Below are 19,654 nucleotides of genomic sequence, written 5' to 3' on the forward strand. Positions count from 1 at the left end.
GCGATAGCCTCGCACCGTGTACGACCCGACGCAGCTGCGCACCTTCCTGGCGGTCGCCCAGACGCTCAGCTTCACTCAGGCGGCCCGGCGGCTCGGGCTGCGCCAGTCCACGGTCAGCCAGCACGTGCGCCGGCTGGAGGACGCGGCCGGGCGGCAGCTGTTCTCCCGGGACACCCACTCCGTGGAGCTGACCGAGGACGGCGAGGCGATGCTGGGCTTCGCGCGCCGGCTGCTGGAGGTGCACGAGCAGGCGGCCGCGTTCTTCTCCGGCACGCGGGTGCGGGGCAGGCTGCGGTTCGGCGCCTCGGAGGACTTCGTCCTCACCCGGCTGCCGGAGATCCTGGAGGGCTTCCGTTACGACCATCCGGAGGTCGACCTGGAGCTGACGGTCGAGCTGTCCGGGACCCTGCACGAGCAGCTGGCGGACGGGAAGCTGGACCTGGTGCTGGCCAAGCGCCGCCCGGAGGATCCGCGCGGGACGCTGGTCTGGCAGGACGACCTGGTGTGGATCGGCGCCGAGCGGCTGCGCCTGGACGCCGACCGGCCCGTCCCGCTGATCGCGTACCCGCCGCCGGGCATCACCCGGGCCCGCGCGCTTCAGGCGCTGGAGCGGCAGGGCCGGGAGTGGCGGATCGTGTGCACGAGCGGCAGCCTCAACGGGCTCATCGCCGCGGCCCGCGCCGGCCTCGGCGTGATGGCGCACTCCCGCCGGCTGATCCCGCCGGGCCTGTTCCGCCTCCCGGACCGCGCGGGGCTGCCGGAGCTGGGCAAGGTCGACTTCGTCCTCGTCCACGGCCGCCGCCCGACCGCGGCTCAGGGCGCGGCGAACGCGCTCGCGGCGGCCGTTCTCGCGGGCGGTGAACGGCTGCGGCGACGCGGCGGCTGACGTGCGGCACAGGGCGCGCCTGCCGAGGTCAGGGGCGGTAATCGGCGCGTACAGATTCGGTGGAGATTACGGAACCGAACCTTACTGACCCGTCAGTATTGTGTCCGGCCCTTCCCCATGTGCGGGCATTTTCCACCCCTCGGCCGGGGAAAAGGCGAGGTTTGCTCGGTTTCCGCCCCCCTCCCCTCCGATGAACGTGTGGGGTAGCTTTCACGGCGCTGTGTCGAGCATCACGGACGTGATCAAGGAGCGAGGACCGGGGAGCGAGAGTTGCGCGAGTTCACCAACCCGCCGCTCACGTCGGCGCCGCCGGTGGGCGGCCTGGCCGACGTGGTCTTCGAGCATGCGGAGACGGACCCGCTGCACGTCGCTCTCGGCCGCAAGGACGCCCTCGGGCAGTGGCGCGACGTGACGTCCGCCGAGTTCCGCGACGAGGTCATGGCCCTGGCCAAGGGCCTTTTGGCCAGCGGCATCCGGTTCGGCGACCGGGTCGCGATCATGTCCCGCACCCGCTACGAGTGGACCCTGTTCGACTTCGCGCTGTGGTCGATCGGCGCCCAGGTCGTGCCCGTCTACCCCACCTCCTCCGCCGAGCAGTGCTTCTGGATGCTCTACGACGCCGAGTGCACCGCCGCGATCGTGGAGCACGAGGACCACGCGATGACGATCGCCACCGTCATCGACCGCCTCCCGCAGCTGCGGCAGCTGTGGCAGCTGGACTCGGGCTGCGTGCAGGAGCTGTACGACGCCGGGGCGCACCTGGACGACGAGCTGGTGCACCGGCACCGGCAGGCGGTCACCCCGGACTCGATCGCCACGATCATCTACACCTCGGGCACCACCGGCCGCCCCAAGGGCTGTGTGCTCTCGCACGGCAACTTCATGTTCGAGGCGGACAGCGTGGTCGGGCGCTGGGAGCCGGTGTTCCACTCCAAGAAGAACGACGAGGCGTCCACCCTGCTGTTCCTGCCGCTCGCCCACGTCTTCGGGCGCATGGTGGAGGTCGCCACCATCCGCGGCAGGGTCCGCCTCGGCCACCAGCCGCAGCTGAACGCCGCCGCCCTGCTGCCCGACCTGCAGGCGTTCCGGCCGACCTTCATCCTCGCGGTGCCGTACATCTTCGAGAAGGTCTTCAACGCCTCGCGGCGCAAGGCGGAGAAGGAGGGCAAGGCGGGGCCGTTCGAGAAGGCGGTCGACATCGCGGTGAAGTACGCGGAGGCCGTGGAGGCGAAGGCCTGGGGCATCGGGCCCGGTCCGTCGGCGGGGCTGCGCATGCAGCACCAGCTCTTCGACAAGCTGGTGTACGCGAAGGTGCGCGCGGCCATGGGCGGCCGCATACGCAACGCGATGTCCGGCGGTTCCGGCATGGACCGCCGGCTGGGGCTGTTCTTCGCGGGCGCGGGCGTGCAGATCTACGAGGGCTACGGCCTGACCGAGTCGACGGCCGCGGCGACGGCCAACCCGCCCGAGCGCACCCGCTACGGCACCGTCGGCCAGGCCATTCCCGGGACGACCGTGCACATCGCCGACGACGGCGAGGTCTGGCTGCACGGCGCCAACGTCTTCCAGGGCTACCTCAACAACCCCAAGGCCACGGACGAGAGCCTGCACGACGGCTGGCTGGCCACCGGGGACCTCGGCTCCCTGGACGAGGACGGCTATCTGACCATCACCGGCCGCAAGAAGGAGATCCTCGTGACCTCCGGCGGCAAGAGCGTCTCCCCCGGCGTGCTGGAGGAGCGGGTCCGCGATCACCCGCTGGTGGGCCAGTGCCTCGTGGTCGGCAACGACCGCCCCTACATCGCCGCCCTGGTCACCCTCGACCTGGAGGCCGTCGAGCACTGGCTGCAGATGCGCGGCAAGCCGTCGATGTCCCCGGCCCAGCTGGTGCGCGACCCGGACCTGGAGACGGAGGTCCGGCGCGCGGTGGTCGCCGCCAACACGCTCGTCTCCCAGGCCGAGTCGATCCGCACCTTCCGCATCCTGGCGCAGCCGTTCACCGAGGAGCACGGCCTGCTGACGCCGTCGCTGAAGCTGAAGCGGAAGGCGATCGAGAAGGCGTACGCCGACGAGGTCGAGGCCCTCTACCGGTCCTGACGACGCCCCCTGCCCGCGCGGTCAGCCCATGGTTGCGGCCGATCCGTGCCCCATGGACCGACTCGTCGGTCAGTTGTGGCGAATTCGCGGTTCAGGAATGCATCGCGGCGCGTGATCGTTGACGATGTAGGTCCCACCTGTCGACAACCGAAGGATCAGGAAGCTCGTGAGCAGCAAGGTCCCCCCGATCATCCTCAACAACGGCGTCGAGATGCCCCAGCTGGGCTTCGGCGTGTGGCAGGTGCCGGACGACGAGGCCGAGCGGGCCGTCGCCACGGCGCTGGAGGCCGGGTACCGCAGCATCGACACAGCCGCGATCTACGGCAACGAAGAGGGCACCGGCAGGGCCATCGCGGCCTCCGGCCTCCCCCGCGAGGACATCTTCGTCACCACCAAGCTCTGGAACGGCGACCAGGGGTACGACGCGACGCTGCGCGCCTTCGACACGTCGCTGGAGAAGCTGGGCCTCGACCACGTCGACCTGTACCTGATCCACTGGCCGCTGCCGGCCCGGGACACGTACGTCGACAGCTACAAGGCGTTCGAGAAGCTGCTCGCCGACGGCCGCGTGCGCGCCATCGGCGTGTCCAACTTCCTGCCCGAGCACCTCGAGCGGCTGATCTCCGAGACCTCGGTGATCCCGGCGGTCAACCAGATCGAGCTGCACCCGCATCTCCAGCAGCACGCCGCGCGGGAGTTCCACGCCGAGCACGGCATCGCGACCGAGGCGTGGTCGCCGCTGGGCCAGGGCAAGGGCCTGCTGGAGGTGCCGGCGATCGTGGCGATCGCACAGAAGCACAACCGCACCCCGGCCCAGGTGGTGCTGCGCTGGCACGTCCAGCTCGGCAACATCGTCATCCCCAAGTCCGTGACGCCGTCCAGGATCAGGGAGAACATCGAGGTGTTCGACTTCAGCCTGGACGACGAGGACCTCGCGGCGATCAGCGCGCTGAACGAGGACCGCCGCCTGGGCCCCGACCCGGCCGCCTTCGACGTCGCCTGACCCCGCCCCGCCGCACGGCCGTCCCTCCCGCCCGACCGGCGGGGCGGACGGCGTGCGCCGAGCGGCGCTCGCCCCGGCACACGCCCCCACAGCACAGCCCCCTCGCACGCCCCCAGCGACACCGGCTCGCGCCATCGGAACGGCCCGGTCGCACGCCCGGCACGCGCCCCCCGGCGGAACCGGCGCTCCGACCTCGGCGGACGCGGTTTCCGGCTCAGTCGGCACGCACCAGCGTGTGCAGGATCTCGAACTCCTCCAGGGTGACCACCGTGACGTGCGCCTTCACCGTGCCCTCGCGGCGGGCCGCCGCCTGGCCCGCGCGGGACGCGGCCAGGGCGTGGCGGTCGGCGAAGAGGACGCCGGCCATGCCACGGCCGCGCTCGCGGTCCAGGAGCAGGGCCGCCCCGGCGAAGCCCGGCAGGAGCTCCAGCCGGGGCAGCACGCCGGCGCGGAAGGTCTCGGCGGCCAAGACCGCGTCCGCCGGCGCGAACTCGATCCGGGTCACCCGCAGCCCGCCACCGGTGACGGGCCGGTGCTCCGGGTGGAACACCACGGCCTCGTAGTTCTCCACCGCCACGGTGCCCGCGAAGGGCTGCAGCAGCGCGGGCCGCCGCTCGCGCATCACGTGGTCGCTGTTGGACCGCGCCGCCTCGGACTCCCACCAGCTCACCGTGAGCAGCTTGCCCAGTTCGCGGTCGACGAAGACGCCGGCGCCCCGGTAACCGGGCCGCTCCTCGAGCAGATCGCGCCCCTCGGTGTTCAGCGCCCTCAGGGCCGTGCTCAGGTGCGCCGGATCGCCCGTCGCGTACACCGCACGTACGAACATGCGTCTCGCCTCCGGATGTCCGGATCGTCCCCCTCCTCAGTCTCGCCACCGTCGCGAACCACCGCAATCCGCACGGAGAACGGGAGTTCGCAACTCGAGACTTGACGGGAGCATGTAAACGGGTCCACTTTGTACGACACCCAGTAAGGAAACTTTCCTAACAGAAGGGTACCCCCACAGTGCGTCTTCGATCACTGAGCCTCGCCACGGCCTTTGGTGCCGCCCTGCTCGCCGCCGGGCTCCTGCCCGCGCACGCCTCCGCGAGCCCCGCTCCCAGGTCCGCCCAGGAGGGCACGGTCAGCGCGGCCGACCTGCTCGCCAAGGTGACGTCCTGTTCGCAGATATCCCACGGCAAGTACCGGACCGACGACGAGACGTCGGCCACGGTCCCCGTGTGCGGCAAGAACGGCGCGGTCTTCTGGAAGGCCGACATGGACATCGACTGCGACGGGCAGCGCACCGCCAACTGCAACGAGGACCGCGACCCCTGGTACCAGGACGACACCGCCTTCCACCAGTCCGACGGCAAGCCGTTGAAGGCGGAGTCGCTGCCCTACGTCGTGGTGCCCAGCGCCAGCGGCATCTGGGACTACTCCGGCGCCGGCATCAAGGGCGGCGGCGTGGTCGCGGTCATCTACAACAACAAGGTCGAGTACGCCGTCGTCGGCGACACCGGCCCCACGAACATCATCGGCGAGGCCTCGTACGCCACCGCCAAGGCGCTCGGCATCGACCCCGACCCGGCGACCGGGGGCGCCGACTCCGGCGTGACCTACATCCTGTTCAAGAATTCGAAGGTGTCCCCCATCGAGAACCACAGCGCCGCCGTCTCGCTGGGGAACCAGTTGGCCCAGCAGTTCCTGCAGAACAACTGATCGGTCACGTAGTTCAGTTGGGCTGACCCAGCGGACGTACGACGACCGTGTTGACGTCGACCCCGGCCGGTTGCCGGATCGCCCAGACGATCGAGTCGGCGATCTGGTCGGAGGTGAGGAGGCGCCCCGGGGGCAGGCTGCCCAGCCCGTCCCAGAAGGGCGTCTCCACCCGGCCGGGGGCGACCAGCGTCACGCCGATGCCGAACTCCGTGACCTGGCGCCGGGTGTTCTCGGCGAGCCCGGTGACCGCCCACTTGGTCGCGCCGTAGAGGTTGCCCGGCGTGTTCACGAAGCCGGCGACGCTGCCGACGAGGACGATCCGGCCGCGGGACTCCTTCAGCGCCTCGACGGAGGCACGGATGAGCAGCGCCGGGCCGAGGACGTTGGTGAGGACCATCTCGGTCCAGCCGGCCGGGTCGCCGTCCGCGACCGAGTCGTGGGTGGCGAAGCCGGCGTTGGCGACGACGGTGTCGAGCCGGCCGTACGCCTTGAGCGTGCGGTCCACCGCGTGCTGCACGTCCTCGAACTCCGCGGCGTTCCCGGCGACCGTCAGCAGCCCCTCCGGATCGCCGAGTCCGCCGGCGAAGTCACGCAGTCGCCCTTCCGTGCGCCCGGTGACGGTGACCCGGTACCCGGCCTCCAGCAGCTGCCGGGCCACGGCGGCGCCGATGCCGGTGCCGCCGCCGGTGATGAGCGCGACCGGAGCGTCGTTCATCGAATCCCCCTCTGTGCGATGACATCGGGGAGTCCACCACATGAAGCGCGCTCCAAGTCAAGCGTCACGTGGGTGAGTTGCTACGCCGTGCGCACCGCGCGGTGCACGGTGTGGGCCGCCAGGACGAACACGTCGGGGCGGCGGTGGACGCTGCCCGGGTCGGCCGGGTCGAGGAGGCGGTCGAGGGTGGCGCGGTCCTCGGCGTCCAGGGCGTCGGCGTGGATCTCCCGGGTGCGGCCCAGCACCCCGGCGACGAAGGCACGCACCCGGTCCGGGACGGGAGCCGGCACGTCGAGCAGGAAGCTGCGGGTGCCGGTGTGCTTCAGGCCCGCCGCCGCCAGCAGGGCGGGCCAGTCCTCGGCCTCGGCGACGGCGCCGGGGAGTTCGGCGCGCATCCGGGCGAAGCGGTCCTCCTGGGCCGCGTCGAGGCGGGCGTGCAGGCCGGGGCGGCCGAAGCCCAGGTCCCGGGGCAGATAGCGGGAGGGCAGGCCGCCCTCCAGGATGGCCAGCGTGCCGCCGGGGGCGAGCCGGGCGGCGAAGGCGGTGAGCGCGGCCTTCTGGTCGCCCAGGTGGTGCAGGCTCCGGCTGGCCCACAGCAGGTCCGCCGGAGCGTCCAACCGGTCGAGCACGTCGGGGAGTTCACCGGCGAGGGTGTTGAAGCGGCCGGCGACGCCGAGCCGGGCGGCACGGGCGCGGGCGCGCTCCAGCAGCGGCTCGGAGGCGTCGACCGCCACCACCCGGGCACCCGGGAACACCTGCGCGAACTGGCAGGCGATCACCCCGGGCCCGCTGCCCGCGTCCACGATCAGGCCGGGTGCGGCGGCCTCCTCACCCAGCCAGGCCATCGCCTGCCCATATGCCGGGGCGTGCAGCTCCGCCTCCGCCTCCAGCAGGGCCGCCAGCGCACCCCAGTCGGTGTCGCCCCCATGGGCGTGGCCGTGGTGGGTGGGGTGGTCGTGTGCCATGGTGGTCAGCCTCTCCGCTCGGGTGGGGCCAGCCTGCTCCGGCGTACCGGAGCGCGGCCACCCGTGTTGCCGTAACCGCAAAAAAATCGGGTGCGCGGAGGCGGGAGGCGCCGCACCATGGGGCCCTGTGGACGACGACCTCGCAACCCGCTTCCTCGCCGACGGCTTCGTGAAGATCGAGGACGCCTTTCCGCCGCGCGTCGCGCAGGACTGCGCGCGGCTGCTGTGGCAGGAGACGGGGTACGACCCGGCGGACCCGGGCACCTGGAAGGACCCGGTGGTGCGGGTGGGCGGCATGGCGCAGGGCCCCTTCGCGGCCGCGGCCAACTCCCCCGTGCTGCACAGGGCGTTCGACCTGCTCGTTGGCGAGGGCCGCTGGCAGCCGCGCTATGCGCTGGGCACCTTTCCGCTGCGGTTCCCGCACGCCGAGGAGCCGAACGACACCGGCTGGCACATCGAAGGCAGCTATCTGCCCGAGGGCGCGAACTGGTACCACACCAATCTGCGTTCCCGGGACCGCGCGCTGCTGATGCTCTTCCTGTTCAGCGAGGTGACCGAGGAGGACGCACCGACCCGGATCCGGGTCGGCTCCCACCTGGACGTGCCGCCGCTGCTGCAGCCGTACGGCGAGGCGGGCGTGTCGGGGCTGGAGATCGCACCGAAGCTGGTCGAGGCCACGGCGCACCGCCGGCAGGCATACGCCACCGGCCGCCCCGGTGACGTCTACCTGTGCCATCCGTTCCTGGTCCATGCGGCCCAGCCGCACCACGGCACCCGGCCCCGGTTCATGGCCCAGCCCCCGCTGCACCCGGCGGTGCCGTACGAGCTGGACCGGCCGGACGGGGACTACTCGCCGGTGGAACGGGCGATCCGCCGGGGCCTGCACCTCGACGAGGGCTGACCTCCGGTTGCGGGCGGGGCGTCCTCCACCGGCCGGATGAAGGGCTCACCACTGCTCGTGGACGTCCCAGGTGCAGGTTGCTGCGCGATCAGGCGCTGGACTTGGCCGCGATCCTGGTGAGCAGTTTGGTCGTTGCTCACCATTGCACCGTAGCTCCGGACTCAACGCCGACGGTGAGGACCGACATCCCGCGGGCCCGGTGGCACCTCACGGATTCTCGGGCTGGGCCGGCAGCCGGGACTCGGTGAGCGCGAGGAGGCCTCCCGGGGATCACGGCTGAGTGCGGCCCCCGGCGGTCAGGTCCCGGGTGGCTTGCGGAACGCGCGCAGGGTGAACGACGGGTCGGGGCGGGGCCGGTCCTGGTGCGGGAGTTCGGCCAGGCGGGCAGCGTACTCCTCGATGCGCGGGTCGCCCGGCGGCAGCTGGGTGAACCAGCCGCGGCGCAGGTCGGCGATGGTGGTGCGCGGGCTGCGGCCCTGACCGGTGCCCGGGAATGTGGTGTGGCCGGCCGGCTCGAGCCCGTGCCGGACGGCGTGCCCGGTGACCGTGCCGGCGGCGTCCCGGGCCGGGCGGCGCGGGCGGGAGGCGAGGACGGCGTCGATGTCGCTGCCGACGTCGTGCGCGTCGGCCTTGTCGACGGTGGTCACGTACACCCCGCCGGGGCGCAGCACGCGGGCGCACTCGGCGACGACGGCGCGGACGTCGGGGGCGTCCAGCAGGTGCAGCAGCCAGATGCTGGTGACCGCGTCGAAGGTGCCGGCGAGGAAGGGCAGCCGGCGGCTGTCGGCGCGGACGACGGCGCCGGGCAGCCGGGTGTGCGCCATGCGGACCATGGCCGGGGCGAGGTCCGCGCCGGTCACCCGCAGCCGGGGCCGCGCGGCGGCGAGCCTGCGGGTGACGATGCCCGTGCCGCAGGCGATGTCGAGGAGGCGGCCCGAGGCGCCGGGTATCAGGCCGAGGACGGCCTGCGCGGCGGCCGCGGCGCGTGCCTCGCCGCCCCGGGACGCGTCGTAGGCGTCGGCTTCCTTGTCGTAATCCAGCACATTGCTCAGTGTGCTCCGTGACCTGGGGCGATGTCCTCCACCTTGCGGGCGAGGGCGAAGTCCTTCTCGGTGAGGGCTCCCCCCGCGCAGTGCGTGTTCACGCTGAGGGACACGGTGTTGTAGCCGAGGGTGAGGTCGGAGTGGTGGTCCAGTTCGTCCTGGAGGGCGGCGATGTGCGCGACCAGCGCCGCCGCCGCGACGTGCGAGCGGAGCCGGTAGGAGCGGGTGAGCCGGTCCCCGTCCACCGACCAGCCGGGCAGCTCGGTCAACCGGTCCTCGATCTCCTTCTGGGACAGCGGTTCGACGGCCATGGCCGTGTCTCCCTTCGTGCGGGGTCCGTGTGCGGGACGTGCGCGGATACGGGTTCAGCGTGCCACGCCGGGGGCGGGCCGGCGCCGGCGACGCGTCGCCCGGACGCCTCGTTCCCGCGTACGCCCCTCGATTAGGGTCGTCGGTATGACCATGGCCGCTTCGGAAGCCTCCGCGTCCGCCCCCGTCGACAAGGGGATCGGCCCGCTGCTGCGCGCCTGGCGGGAGCGGCGCCGGGTCTCCCAGCTGGAACTCGCGCTGCGTGCCGACTCCTCCGCCCGCCACATCAGCTTCATCGAGACCGGCCGGTCCCGCCCGAGCGAGGAGATGGTGCTGCGGCTCGCCGAGCACCTGGACGTGCCCGTGCGCGAGCGCAACTCCCTGCTGCTGGCGGCCGGTTACGCCCCGCGCTATCCGGAGACCCCGCTGGACGACCCGGCGCTGGACGCGCTGCGCGACGGCATGGAACGGCTCATCCGGGGCTACGAGCCCTATCCGGCGCTGGTGGTCGACGCCGGGTACACGGTCGTCACCGCCAACCGCGGCATCGCGATGCTGCTGGAGGGCGTGCCGGACCGGCTGCTGACGCCGGCGCCGAACGCGATGCGGCTGACGCTGCACCCGCAGGGCCTGGCGCCGCGCATCCGGAACCTGCGGGAGTGGCGCGGGCATCTGCTGGCGCAGATGGAGCGGCAGATCGCGCTGCACCGCTCGGACCAACTGCGCGCTCTGTACGACGAGGTGACGGCCTATCCGATGCTGGGCGACGGAGCGGACGAGGAACCGGCCGAGCCGGTGCCGTACTTCGCGCTGCCGCTGCGCATCGAGCACGGCGGCCGGATCCTGTCGTTCGTGTCGTCGATCTCCACCTTCAACACGCCGATGGACGTCACCGTCGCCGAACTGGCCATCGAGACGTTTCTGCCGGCGGACCCGGCGACCGCCAAGTACCTGCACACAGTGGCGGGTTGACGACCATGTGAGCAGTTCCTCGGCTCGGCCGGGTGTACGCGGCGGCGCCACGTGACAGACTGCGCGCAGACAGTGGCGCGTAGGGGAGGGCGTGGCGTGAGTGAGCGGCGGGCTGCGCCCACCGTGGGCCAGGTGGTGCTCGGCAAGCGGCTGCAGGAGCTGCGGGAGGCCGCGGGACTCAGCCGCGACGAGGCCGCCCGGGTCCTGAGGGTGGCCTCGGCGACCGTGCGGCGCATGGAGATGGCCGAGGTCGCGCTGAAGATCCCGTATCTGCAGGTGCTGCTGGAGACCTACGGGGTGGCGGAGGAGGAGGCGGCCGCGTTCGTCCGGCTGGCCGAGGAGGCGAACCAGCCGGGCTGGTGGCAGCGGTTCCACGACATCCTGCCGGACTGGTTCAGCCTGTACGTCAGCCTGGAGGGCGCCGCCCGGATCATCCGCTCCTACGAGCCGCACTTCGTGCCCGGCCTGCTGCAGACCGAGGCGTACGCGCGGGCGGTGCTGGAGGCCGGCACGATCGGCCAGACCGAGCCGGATTCGGTCGAGCGGCACGTGTCGCTGCGGATGGAGCGGCAGCGGCTGCTGGATCGGCCCGACCCGCCCCACCTGTGGGTGATCATGGACGAGACGGTGCTGCGGCGCCCGGTGAGCACCTCCGCGGGCGTGCTGCGCGACCAGCTGGACCGGCTGCTGGAGTACGCGGCACGAGACCGGGTCACGCTGCAGATCGCCGAGTTCGCGGCGGGTCCGCACCCGGGGACGTACGCGCCGTTCACGCTGTTCCGGTTCGCCGAGCCGGAGCTGCCGGACATGGTGTTCACCGAGTACCTGACCGGCGCCCTCTATCTGGACTCGCGCCAGGAGGTCTCGGCCCATCTGGAGGTGCTGGACCACATGACGGCCCGGGCCGCCTCCGCCCGGCGCACGCAGAAGATCCTGCGCGAGTACCGCGAGAGCCTCTGAGCGGCCCGGCGCAGGGCGCGCCCGGGCGGGGTGTCAGGCGGCGCCTCCCTTGGCGTCCCGGTCGTCGTCGACGATCTCCGCGTCCACCACGCCCTCCTCCTCGGGGGCGGCGCTCTCTTCCGTCGCCGCGGCGCCCGCGCCGGCGCCCGCGGCGGAGGCGGAGGCGGACTCGTACATGGCCTGCCCCATCCTCTGGCTGACGGTGGCCAGTTTCTCCACGCCCGTGCGCAGCGCGGTGGTGTCGGCGTTCTGCTCCAGCCGGGTCTTCAGCTCCCCGATCGCCTCCTCGACCTCGCTCCGGGTGTCCGCGGGCACGCGGTCCTCGTTGTCGCGCAGGAACTTCTCGGTCTGGTAGACGAGTTGCTCGGCCTGGTTGCGGGTCTCGGCGGCCTCGCGGCGCTTGCGGTCCTCCTCGGCGTACTGCTCCGCCTCCCGCATCATGCGGTCGATGTCGTCCTTGGGCAGCGCCGAACCGCCGGTGACGGTCATCTTCTGTTCCCGGCCGGTCGCCAGGTCCTTGGCGGAGACGTGCATGATCCCGTTGGCGTCGATGTCGAACGCCACCTCGATCTGCGGGACGCCGCGCGGCGCGGGCGGCAGGCCGGTGAGGTCGAAGACGCCGAGCTTCTTGTTGTACGCGGCGATCTCGCGTTCGCCCTGGTAGACCTGGATACCGACCGAGGGCTGGTTGTCGGTGGCGGTGGTGAAGATCTCCGAACGGCGGGTGGGGATCGTGGTGTTGCGCTCGATCAGCTTGGTCATGATGCCGCCCTTGGTCTCGATGCCGAGGGACAGCGGGGTGACGTCGAGGAGCAGCACGTCCTTGACGTCGCCGCGGATGACGCCCGCCTGCAGGGCCGCGCCCACGGCGACGACCTCGTCGGGGTTGACGCCCTTGTGGGGGTCCTTGCCGGTCAGGTCGCGGACCAGGTCGGTGACGGCGGGCATGCGGGTGGAGCCGCCGACCAGGATGACGTGGTCGATCGCGGACAGCTCGACCCCGGCGTCCTGGACGGCCTGGTGGAAGGGCTGCTTGCACCGGTCCAGCAGGTCGGATGTCAGCTCCTGGAACTGAGCGCGCGTCAGCTTCTCGTCCAGGTGCAGCGGGCCCTCGGCGGAGGCGGTGATGTAGGGCAGGTTGATCGAGGTCTCCGAGGACGACGACAACTCGATCTTGGCCTTCTCGGCGGCCTCCCGCAGCCGCTGCACGGCCATCTTGTCGCTGCCGAGATCGATCCCGTACTGCCCCTTGAACCGCTTCACCAGATGCTCGACGATCCGCTGGTCCCAGTCGTCACCGCCCAGATGGGTGTCGCCGTTGGTGGCCTTCACCTCGATGACGCCGTCGCCGATCTCCAGCAGGGACACGTCGAAGGTGCCGCCGCCGAGGTCGAAGACCAGCACGGTCTGCTCCTCGCCCCGGTCCAGGCCGTAGGCGAGGGCGGCGGCGGTCGGCTCGTTGATGATCCGCAGCACCTTCAGGCCCGCGATCTCGCCGGCCTCCTTGGTCGCCTGCCGCTGCGCGTCGTCGAAGTACGCCGGCACGGTGATCACGGCATCCGTGACGTCCTCGCCGAGGTAGGACTCCGCGTCCCGCTTCAGCTTCTGCAGCACCCGTGCCGACAGCTCCTGGGCCCGGAAGCGGGTGCCGTCCACCGAGCCCTGTTCGGGGAAGCGCCAGTCCGCGTCGCCCATGTGCCGTTTCACCGAGCGCGCGGTGCGCTCCACGTTGGTCACGGCCTGCCGCTTGGCGACCTCGCCGACCAGCACCTCGCCGTTCTTCGCGAACGCCACCACCGAGGGGGTGGTCCGCGCGCCCTCCGCGTTGGCGACGACGGTGGGCTCGCCGCCCTCCAGGACGGCCACCACCGAGTTCGTCGTCCCGAGATCGATCCCGACCGCACGTGCCATGGTCCGTCCCCTTCCGCCCGGGCGTCTTCGGCACTCCCAGCACAGATCGTGCCCGCGACGCTGTCAATCCACGTCACCGCACGGGTGCCCCGAAACGGCGATGCCGCGCCCCGCAGGGGGACGCGGCATCGCCGGGCGTGCGGGCGTCAGACCAGCTCGGCCGTCAGGGTGATCGTCGTACCGGCCAGGGCCTGGCTGACCGGGCAGTTCTTCTTGGCGTCCTCGGCGGCCGACTGGAAGCCCTGCGCGTCCAGGCCGGGCACCTCGCCGCGAGCGGTGAGGTGGATGCCGGTGATGCCCTCGCCCGGCTGGAAGGTCACGTCGGCCTTGGTCTCCAGCCGGGTGGGCGGGGTGCCGGCGCCGGCCAGGGCGTGCGACAGGGCCATGGAGAAGCAGGCGGAGTGGGCGCCGGCGATCAGCTCCTCGGGGCTGGTCTTGCCGTTCGCCTGCTCGGCGCGCGACGCCCACGACACCGGCTGCCGGCCGATGCCGGAGGAGTCGAAGCTGACGACGCCGCTGCCCTCGAGCAGGTTGCCTTCCCAGACGGTGTGCGCGGTGCGCGTGGTAGCCACGATGGTTCCTTTCGCGTCGGGTCCCGTTACCCGGGGTGTCCGTCCCCTATCCGATCACATCCGGGCTCCCCGCACGCTGAAGACCGGCCCGCACGAGGTGAGCGCCGCCGTGGGCGCGGCCGGCCGGGTCAGGCGGCCCGCTCCTCCTCGGCCGCGGCCAGCGGCACCTGGGGGCCGGACAGCTCGCCCAGCCAGCGGCGCAGGACGTGGTGCACCTGCTCGGCACCGGTGAGTTCCTCGCCGGGCCCGGCCGGCGCGGACAGCTCCAGCGGGGAGAGGAGGAACGGGCGGGACTGGGCGCCCCCGAGGCCGCCGTGCGAGCCGATCTGCTCCTCGAAGGCGAGGACTTCGCCGTCGGCGGGGTCGTGGGCGGAGTTCACCATGATGTCGGCGGTGTGCGGGAAGGAGTGGGCGCGGCGCACGGCCTCGGCGGCGCCGGGGCCGAAGCGGGCCAGCGGGCCGGGGTCGGCCGCGAGCTCGGCCAGCGGCGTCTCGGTGCCGTGGGCGCTCAGCACCACACCGCCGTGCTTCTCGCTGGCGACCAGCAGGAAGCCGATGCCCGGGTGGTTGGCGAGGGTGGTGAGCAGGGCGGGGTGACGGGCGTCGATCTCCTCCTTGGTCATGCGGTGATGCACGTCCGGGAAGGAGATCAGGCCCAGGTTCCCGGAGGCCAGCACGATCGGCTCCGGGCTCCGCGCGGGCCGGTGGTGCTCCGGCCTCTCCTCCACGGGCCGGCGCAGCGCGGCCCGGACGGCGGCGCGGGCCTCGGTGCCGCTGCGGGTGCGCTCCACACGGCGGGGCACGTGCAGCCCGCAGCCGGCCCGGACGAGGTCGGCGAGGGTGAGGCCGTAGCGGGCGCGGAACGTCTCGCCCGGGCTCTGGCCGTGGTCGGACAGGACGACGATCCGGTAGGGGCGCGGGGCGTGGTCGGCGACCCGTTCGAGCAGAGCCAGGGACCGGTCGAGGCGCTGCAGGACCTTCTCGGCGTCCCGGCTGTGCGGGCCGGAGTGGTGGGCGACCTCGTCGTAGGCGACGAGGTCGGCGTAGACGGCGGTGCGCCCGGCCAGCATGTCGCCCATCACCGCGGCGACGACGACGTCCCGTTCGACGACGGTGGCGAAGGCGCGCACGAAGGGGTACAGCCCGCCGCGGCCGACGCGCGGGCGCTCGCCCCGCAGCCGGGCCCGGGTGGACTGGCCGATCTCGCGGGCGACCTCGGCGACGAAGGAGAGCGCGGTGCGCACGGCGTTGGCCGGGTCGCAGAAGTAGGCGAAGTAGCCGGCGCGGGAGCGCGTCTCGCGGCTGCGGCGGCGGGCGGCGATGGACAGCACGAGGGCCTGTTCGCCGGCGCCGCCGCTGAACAGGTTGCCGCGGCTGGCGCCGTCCGCGGTGAGCAGACCGGCGTCGCCGGTGCGCGCGATCGCCCGCCGCTGCAGCTCGGCCGCGCTGGTCGGCCGGTTGCACACCATCACCTCGCCCCGGTCCTTCTCGTACCAGCGGAACGCGGGCACGTCGAAGGTGCTGCCGTGCAGGATGCCGAGCTGGCTGGCCCCGGTCTGGCTGGACCAGTCGGTGCGCCACGGGGTGAGGCGGTGGGTCGGCGGCGTACCGAGGCCGCCCGTCGCGAGCCAGCGGGCGACCGTGGGCATCAGGCCCTTGCGGACCGCGGCGGTGAGGACGTCGTGGCCGACGCCGTCGAGCTGCACGAAGACCAGGCCGGGCGCGGCGGAGCAGGGCGGCCCCCGTCTGCGGCGGCGGGCGGCGAGCCGCTGCAGGCGGCGCCGGTAGGCCTCGTCGTCGCGTACGGCGAGGGCGGCGCCGGTGGCCGAGGCGACGGCGGACATGGCGGCGGCCACGATGACGGCGGTCTCCGGGGCGGCCGCGCCCCGGGCCGAGGGGTTGACCCGCAGGGCGAGCAGCAGCAGGGAGCCGTTGAGGAAGAAGACCAGCAAGCCGAGCACGAGGGCCGGCACCAGCAGCAGCAGCCGGACCAGCAGCGGCCACACCACGGCCGACAGCACACCGAACGCACCGGCGCCGCACGCGGCGGTGACGGCGATCCGGGTCGCGCTGTCGCCGTCGGGGGACTGCAGCCGGAAGTCGGGCAGCAGCCCGGCCAGTGCCAGCATGGTGACCGTGGAGACCGCCCAGACGGCGATGCTCCGCCCGATCTGCCTGGCGATCCGCCGCCACCGCACCCCTCGCACGCGCCGCACACCCTCCGTTCCCGGCCCTCCCCCACCTCCGCGCGGGGACTCCCGTCGTGCCCGGCTCGGCCGACGGGGACGGCTTCCACCCTGTCACACGGGTCCGGGCGCTCCCGCGCGGGTGGGTGCGCGGGGGTCAGCGCCCGTCGTAGCCGGCCGTCGGCATCGACAGCCGGCGGTGCACCCGTGCCTTCATCTGCGCGTCGTACGACGGCTCGGCCCGCCCCACCGTCTCCACGCGCACCCCGCGCCGCGCGCATTCGGCGGTGAAGTCCTCCACCGACGACAGGGCCCGCCGCAGCACCCGCATGCTGGGCGCCACGAACAGGTCCACCCCCGGCCGTACCCCGTCCCACAGCGCGCAGTGGTCGAAGCGCAGCCCTCCGACCAGAAGCTCCCGGACGACCACGTACCCGCGCTCGGCGGCCCAGCGGGCGCACATCGCGTGCTGGCTGCGCGAGTCCACCAGGAACGGATCGGCCTCCAGCTCCTCCAGGGGTGTCAGGCTCGCGATGGCGATCACCCGCACCGGCGTGCGCCCGCCGTAGGCACCCCGCTGCTGTCCCATGGCGTCCCCCTCACCTCCGGGTTTCGCCGCAGACCCTACTCCTGCCCGTAGGCTTCGGGGAGTCGCGCGAAGGAGGCGAAGAAGGTGCCGGTGGAGATCACCTGGTGGGGTCACGCCACCTGCACGGTGGAGGACGCGAACACCCGGGTGCTCACCGACCCCCTGTTCGCACGCCGGCTGGCGCATCTGCGCCGCCGCCGCGGCGCCGTGCCGCCCGCCGAGGCCCGGCGCGCGGACCTGGCGCTCGTCTCCCATCTGCACGCGGACCATCTGCACCTGCCCTCGCTGGCCGGCCTGGCCCGGGGCACGCGCCTGCTCGTGCCCCGGGGCGCACCACGGGCGGTGCCCGGTCTGCGCCGGCTGCGGCACCTGCGGATCACCGAGGTCGCCCCAGGGGACCTGATACGCGCCGGCGACCTGCTGGTCCGGGTGGTGCCCGCGCGGCACGACGGGCGGCGGCTGCCGGTGGGCCCGCAGCGCTCGCCCGCGCTCGGCTATGTGGTGGAGGGCGAGGCGCGGACGTACTTCGCCGGGGACACGGGGCTCTTCGACGCCATGGCCGAGCGGGTCGGGCCGGTGGACGTGGCGCTGCTGCCGGTGGGCGGCTGGGGGCCCTACCTCGGGGACGGGCACCTGGACGCGGGGCGGGCGGCGCGGGCGCTGGCCCGGCTGGCGCCGCGCGCGGCGGTGCCGGTGCACTACGGAACGTACTGGCCGATCGGCATGGACGCCGTGCGCCCCCATGAGTTCCATGCGCCGGGCGACGAGTTCGTGCGCCTGGCCGCCGCGGCCGCGCCTCAGGTGGCGGTGCACCGGCTCGGGCACGGGGAGAGCGTGCGGCTGGAGGTCGCGCGGTGAGGTGGGTCGCCTCCGCCGCGGCGCTCGCCGCCGCGTCCACGTCGACCGTGCCGCCGGAGTCGACGCAGCAGGCGCTCGGCTACCCGTCGTTGTTCCTGCTGGTGCTGATCGGCGCGCTGGTGCCGGTGGTGCCGACCGGGGCGCTGGTGAGTTCCGCGGCCGTGGTGGCGTTCCACCAGACGGCGCCGTTCTCGCTGGCGCTGGTGTTCGTCACGGCGTCGACGGCCGCGTTCCTGGGCGACGCGGCGCTGTACTGGCTGGGGCGGCGCGGGATGCGGTCGCGGAACGGCTCGCGCTGGCTGGAGGCGATACGGTCGCGGGCGCCGGAGGAGCGGCTGGCGCAGGCTCGGGGGAAGCTGTCCGCGCACGGAATCGCGGTGCTGGTGCTGTCGCGGTTGGTCCCCGCCGGACGGATACCGGTGATGCTGGCCTGTCTGATGGCGGACTGGCCGCTCAGGCGGTTCGCGCGGGGCAACCTGCCCGCGTGTCTCGCCTGGGCGGCCACCTACCAGGTGATCGGCATCCTGGGGGGCTCGCTGTTCAAGGAACCGTGGGAGGGGGTCGTGGTGGCGGTCGTGCTGACCCTGGTGATCGGCGCGGCGCCCGGCGTGTGGCGGCGGGTCCGGGCCGCCGGCTGACGTCCCCCCGCGGTCCGACGCCTCAGTCCAGCACCTTCGACGCTCCCACCGGGACGTCCCACAGGTCCTCCCGCCGCAGCCCCGCCTTCTCCCAGGCCGCCCGCACCCGCGTCAGCGGCTCCAGGACCGGCTCGGCCGAGAGGATGAAGGTGCCCCAGTGCATGGGGGCCATCCGGCGGGCACCCAGGTCCACGGTGGCCTGCACCGCTTCCTCCGGGTCGCAGTGGACGTCGCTGAGCCACCAGCGCGGGTCGTAGGCGCCGATGGGCATGAGGGCCAGGTCGATGCCGGGGTAGCGGCGGCCGATGCGGGAGAACCAGCGGCCGTAGCCGGTGTCGCCGGCGAAGTAGACGCGGCGTGCGTCGGGCCCCGTGAGCACCCAGCCGCCCCAGAGGCTGTGACAGGTGTCGGTCAGGGTGCGCTTGGACCAGTGGTGGGCGGGCACGAAGTCGAAGCGGACACCGGACAGTTCGGCCCCCTCCCACCAGTCCAGCTCGGTCACGCAGGTGAAGCGGCGCCGGCGGAACCAGCGGCCGAGCCCGGCCGGCGCGAACACCGGGGTGTCGCGCGGGAGTCGGCGCAGCGTGGGGGCGTCCAGGTGGTCGTAGTGGTTGTGGCTGATCACCACGGCGTCGATGCGGGGCAGGGTGTCCCAGGGCACGCCGACGGGGGTGATGCGGGCCGGGGTGCCGAGGATGCGGCGGGACCAGACGGGGTCGGTGAGCACGGTCAGGCCCCCCAACTGGACGATCCAGCTGGCGTGTCCCGCCCAGGTGACGGCGACGGTGCGGGTGCCGGAGCGGGGCAGCGGTGCCGGCTCGTACGGCAGCCGGGGGATGTCGGCCAGGCCCTCCGGGCCGGGGCGCACGGACCCCTCGCGGGCGAAGCGGGCGAGCGCCTTGAGGCCGGGCAGGGGTGCGGTGAGCCGGTCGTGGAACGTGCGGGGCCAGACCCGGCGTTCGCCCAGGGGGCGGGGGTCGGCCAGCGGCGGGAAGGGGGGCGCGCAGGGGGCGGGCGTGCGGGTCGTCGTGGTCGTCGGGGCCGATCCGGGCTCATGCGTCGCTTGCGTCATCGAGAAGGCTCCCATCGCTGGGCGTCGTCGCGGAGATCGTCGAAGACCGACCTCAAGGACATCAACGCGCGTTGCACGTGTGGCAGTTCCAACGGCGCCGGTGAGGTGAGGCATTCCGTGCGTTCCTCGTCCGTGCCGCCCAGCAGGGGCCCGGTGGCGAGCCGCACCCGCAGCGCCCCGAGGTCGTCGCCGAAGCGGTGGCCGCCGGGCGCGGGCATGCCGAGCCGGGCGGTGAGGAGTTCCTCCAGTTCCTGCGCGTCGCCGACGCCCTGGCCG

At 73.1% G+C, this 19,654-nt stretch carries 19 protein-coding genes and 1 pseudogene; 9 read left to right on the top strand and 11 right to left on the bottom strand.

From position 1 onward, the window contains the following. Window positions 1–16: 16 nt before the first annotated feature. From ACLU3S_RS00965 to ACLU3S_RS00975, 3 genes are all read left to right on the top strand, one after another. Window positions 17–886 (top strand): LysR substrate-binding domain-containing protein, encoded by an 870-nt coding sequence (locus tag ACLU3S_RS00965; RefSeq protein WP_413949723.1) that lies wholly within the window; start codon window positions 17–19, stop codon window positions 884–886. Between the two features lie 270 nt (window positions 887–1,156). Next, on the top strand, window positions 1,157–2,983 hold the full coding sequence (locus ACLU3S_RS00970) for an AMP-dependent synthetase/ligase (protein ID WP_413949724.1): 1,827 nt from the start codon (window positions 1,157–1,159) through the stop codon (window positions 2,981–2,983). A gap of 166 nt (window positions 2,984–3,149) precedes the next feature. Continuing rightward, on the top strand, window positions 3,150–3,986 hold the full coding sequence (locus ACLU3S_RS00975; protein ID WP_413949725.1) for an aldo/keto reductase: 837 nt from the start codon (window positions 3,150–3,152) through the stop codon (window positions 3,984–3,986). A 214-nt stretch (window positions 3,987–4,200) separates the two neighbouring features. Here the strand turns inward: ACLU3S_RS00975 and ACLU3S_RS00980 are convergent, their stop codons facing one another. Next, on the bottom strand, window positions 4,201–4,812 hold the full coding sequence (locus ACLU3S_RS00980; protein ID WP_413949726.1) for a hypothetical protein: 612 nt from the start codon (window positions 4,810–4,812) through the stop codon (window positions 4,201–4,203). Window positions 4,813–4,991: 179 nt separating this feature from the next. Here ACLU3S_RS00980 and ACLU3S_RS00985 point away from each other — a divergent pair, with 179 nt between their 5' ends. Then, the gene (locus tag ACLU3S_RS00985; protein ID WP_413949727.1) at window positions 4,992–5,687 is read left to right on the top strand and encodes a glycoside hydrolase family 75 protein; all 696 of its coding nucleotides are present in this window, start codon (window positions 4,992–4,994) and stop codon (window positions 5,685–5,687) included. Between the two features lie 13 nt (window positions 5,688–5,700). Here ACLU3S_RS00985 and ACLU3S_RS00990 read toward each other — a convergent pair whose 3' ends face one another. Together ACLU3S_RS00990 and ACLU3S_RS00995 are read right to left on the bottom strand one after the other, a co-directional pair. Beyond that, window positions 5,701–6,402 (bottom strand): SDR family oxidoreductase, encoded by a 702-nt coding sequence (locus ACLU3S_RS00990; RefSeq protein WP_413949728.1) that lies wholly within the window; start codon window positions 6,400–6,402, stop codon window positions 5,701–5,703. Between the two features lie 80 nt (window positions 6,403–6,482). After that, a complete protein-coding gene (locus ACLU3S_RS00995) occupies window positions 6,483–7,367 on the bottom strand; it encodes a class I SAM-dependent methyltransferase (protein WP_413949729.1) in 885 nt (294 codons plus the stop codon). A gap of 127 nt (window positions 7,368–7,494) precedes the next feature. Here ACLU3S_RS00995 and ACLU3S_RS01000 point away from each other — a divergent pair, with 127 nt between their 5' ends. Continuing rightward, complete coding sequence (locus ACLU3S_RS01000; RefSeq protein WP_413949730.1) at window positions 7,495–8,268, top strand: phytanoyl-CoA dioxygenase family protein; 774 nt, start codon at window positions 7,495–7,497, stop codon at window positions 8,266–8,268. 296 nt (window positions 8,269–8,564) lie between these two features. On the opposite strand, the gene ACLU3S_RS01005 is transcribed toward ACLU3S_RS01000, so the two are convergent. Next, window positions 8,565–9,311, bottom strand: a complete 747-nt coding sequence (locus tag ACLU3S_RS01005) for a class I SAM-dependent methyltransferase (protein ID WP_413949731.1) — start codon at window positions 9,309–9,311, stop codon at window positions 8,565–8,567. Between the two features lie 5 nt (window positions 9,312–9,316). After that, on the bottom strand, window positions 9,317–9,622 hold the full coding sequence (locus ACLU3S_RS01010; RefSeq protein ID WP_413949732.1) for a 4a-hydroxytetrahydrobiopterin dehydratase: 306 nt from the start codon (window positions 9,620–9,622) through the stop codon (window positions 9,317–9,319). A gap of 145 nt (window positions 9,623–9,767) precedes the next feature. Here ACLU3S_RS01010 and ACLU3S_RS01015 point away from each other — a divergent pair, with 145 nt between their 5' ends. Both ACLU3S_RS01015 and ACLU3S_RS01020 read left to right on the top strand, forming a co-directional pair. Then, complete coding sequence (locus ACLU3S_RS01015; protein ID WP_413949733.1) at window positions 9,768–10,592, top strand: helix-turn-helix domain-containing protein; 825 nt, start codon at window positions 9,768–9,770, stop codon at window positions 10,590–10,592. A gap of 96 nt (window positions 10,593–10,688) precedes the next feature. After that, window positions 10,689–11,552, top strand: a complete 864-nt coding sequence (locus ACLU3S_RS01020) for a helix-turn-helix domain-containing protein (RefSeq protein ID WP_413949734.1) — start codon at window positions 10,689–10,691, stop codon at window positions 11,550–11,552. A 33-nt stretch (window positions 11,553–11,585) separates the two neighbouring features. Here ACLU3S_RS01020 and dnaK read toward each other — a convergent pair whose 3' ends face one another. The 4 genes from dnaK to ACLU3S_RS01040 all read right to left on the bottom strand — a co-directional run bounded on the left by dnaK (window position 11,586) and on the right by ACLU3S_RS01040 (window position 16,810). Continuing rightward, window positions 11,586–13,463, bottom strand: coding sequence for a molecular chaperone DnaK (gene dnaK, locus ACLU3S_RS01025; protein ID WP_413949735.1), 1,878 nt, complete (start codon window positions 13,461–13,463; stop codon window positions 11,586–11,588). Window positions 13,464–13,609: 146 nt separating this feature from the next. Beyond that, window positions 13,610–14,035, bottom strand: a complete 426-nt coding sequence (locus ACLU3S_RS01030; RefSeq protein WP_413949736.1) for an OsmC family protein — start codon at window positions 14,033–14,035, stop codon at window positions 13,610–13,612. Window positions 14,036–14,163: 128 nt separating this feature from the next. Further along, a complete protein-coding gene (locus ACLU3S_RS01035) occupies window positions 14,164–16,242 on the bottom strand; it encodes a phage holin family protein (RefSeq protein ID WP_413949737.1) in 2,079 nt (692 codons plus the stop codon). Window positions 16,243–16,378: 136 nt separating this feature from the next. Continuing rightward, window positions 16,379–16,810, bottom strand: coding sequence for a hypothetical protein (locus ACLU3S_RS01040; protein ID WP_413949738.1), 432 nt, complete (start codon window positions 16,808–16,810; stop codon window positions 16,379–16,381). A gap of 84 nt (window positions 16,811–16,894) precedes the next feature. Between ACLU3S_RS01040 and ACLU3S_RS01045 the strand changes: the two genes are divergently transcribed. Beyond that, on the top strand, window positions 16,895–17,668 hold the full coding sequence (locus ACLU3S_RS01045; protein WP_413949739.1) for an MBL fold metallo-hydrolase: 774 nt from the start codon (window positions 16,895–16,897) through the stop codon (window positions 17,666–17,668). Then, window positions 17,665–18,306, top strand: a complete 642-nt coding sequence (locus tag ACLU3S_RS01050) for a DedA family protein (protein WP_413949740.1) — start codon at window positions 17,665–17,667, stop codon at window positions 18,304–18,306. Before ACLU3S_RS01045 ends, ACLU3S_RS01050 begins: the two co-directional genes overlap by 4 nt. Before the next feature lie 22 nt (window positions 18,307–18,328). Here ACLU3S_RS01050 and ACLU3S_RS01055 read toward each other — a convergent pair whose 3' ends face one another. Then, complete coding sequence (locus ACLU3S_RS01055) at window positions 18,329–19,378, bottom strand: MBL fold metallo-hydrolase (RefSeq protein ID WP_413949741.1); 1,050 nt, start codon at window positions 19,376–19,378, stop codon at window positions 18,329–18,331. Then, a pseudogene (locus ACLU3S_RS01060) lies at window positions 19,375–19,654 on the bottom strand (pyridoxal phosphate-dependent aminotransferase); the annotation flags it as partial. The gene ACLU3S_RS01055 and the pseudogene ACLU3S_RS01060, both read right to left, overlap by 4 nt.

The sequence above is a fragment of the Streptomyces sp. AF1A genome, assembly GCF_047340315.1.
Lineage (GTDB): Bacteria > Actinomycetota > Actinomycetes > Streptomycetales > Streptomycetaceae > Streptomyces.

Excerpts from the sequence above, each read along its gene's own strand:
- ACLU3S_RS00990 (WP_413949728.1), bottom strand. The coding sequence starts at position 6,402 with ATGAACGACGCTCCGGTCGCGCTCATCACCGGCGGCGGCACCGGCATC.
- ACLU3S_RS01040 (WP_413949738.1), bottom strand. The coding sequence starts at position 16,810 with ATGGGACAGCAGCGGGGTGCCTACGGCGGGCGCACGCCGGTGCGGGTG.
- ACLU3S_RS01015 (WP_413949733.1), top strand. The coding sequence starts at position 9,768 with ATGACCATGGCCGCTTCGGAAGCCTCCGCGTCCGCCCCCGTCGACAAG.
- ACLU3S_RS01055 (WP_413949741.1), bottom strand. The coding sequence starts at position 19,378 with ATGACGCAAGCGACGCATGAGCCCGGATCGGCCCCGACGACCACGACG.
- ACLU3S_RS00995 (WP_413949729.1), bottom strand. The coding sequence starts at position 7,367 with ATGGCACACGACCACCCCACCCACCACGGCCACGCCCATGGGGGCGAC.
- ACLU3S_RS01010 (WP_413949732.1), bottom strand. The coding sequence starts at position 9,622 with ATGGCCGTCGAACCGCTGTCCCAGAAGGAGATCGAGGACCGGTTGACC.
- ACLU3S_RS00980 (WP_413949726.1), bottom strand. The coding sequence starts at position 4,812 with ATGTTCGTACGTGCGGTGTACGCGACGGGCGATCCGGCGCACCTGAGC.
- dnaK (WP_413949735.1), bottom strand. The coding sequence starts at position 13,463 with ATGGCACGTGCGGTCGGGATCGATCTCGGGACGACGAACTCGGTGGTG.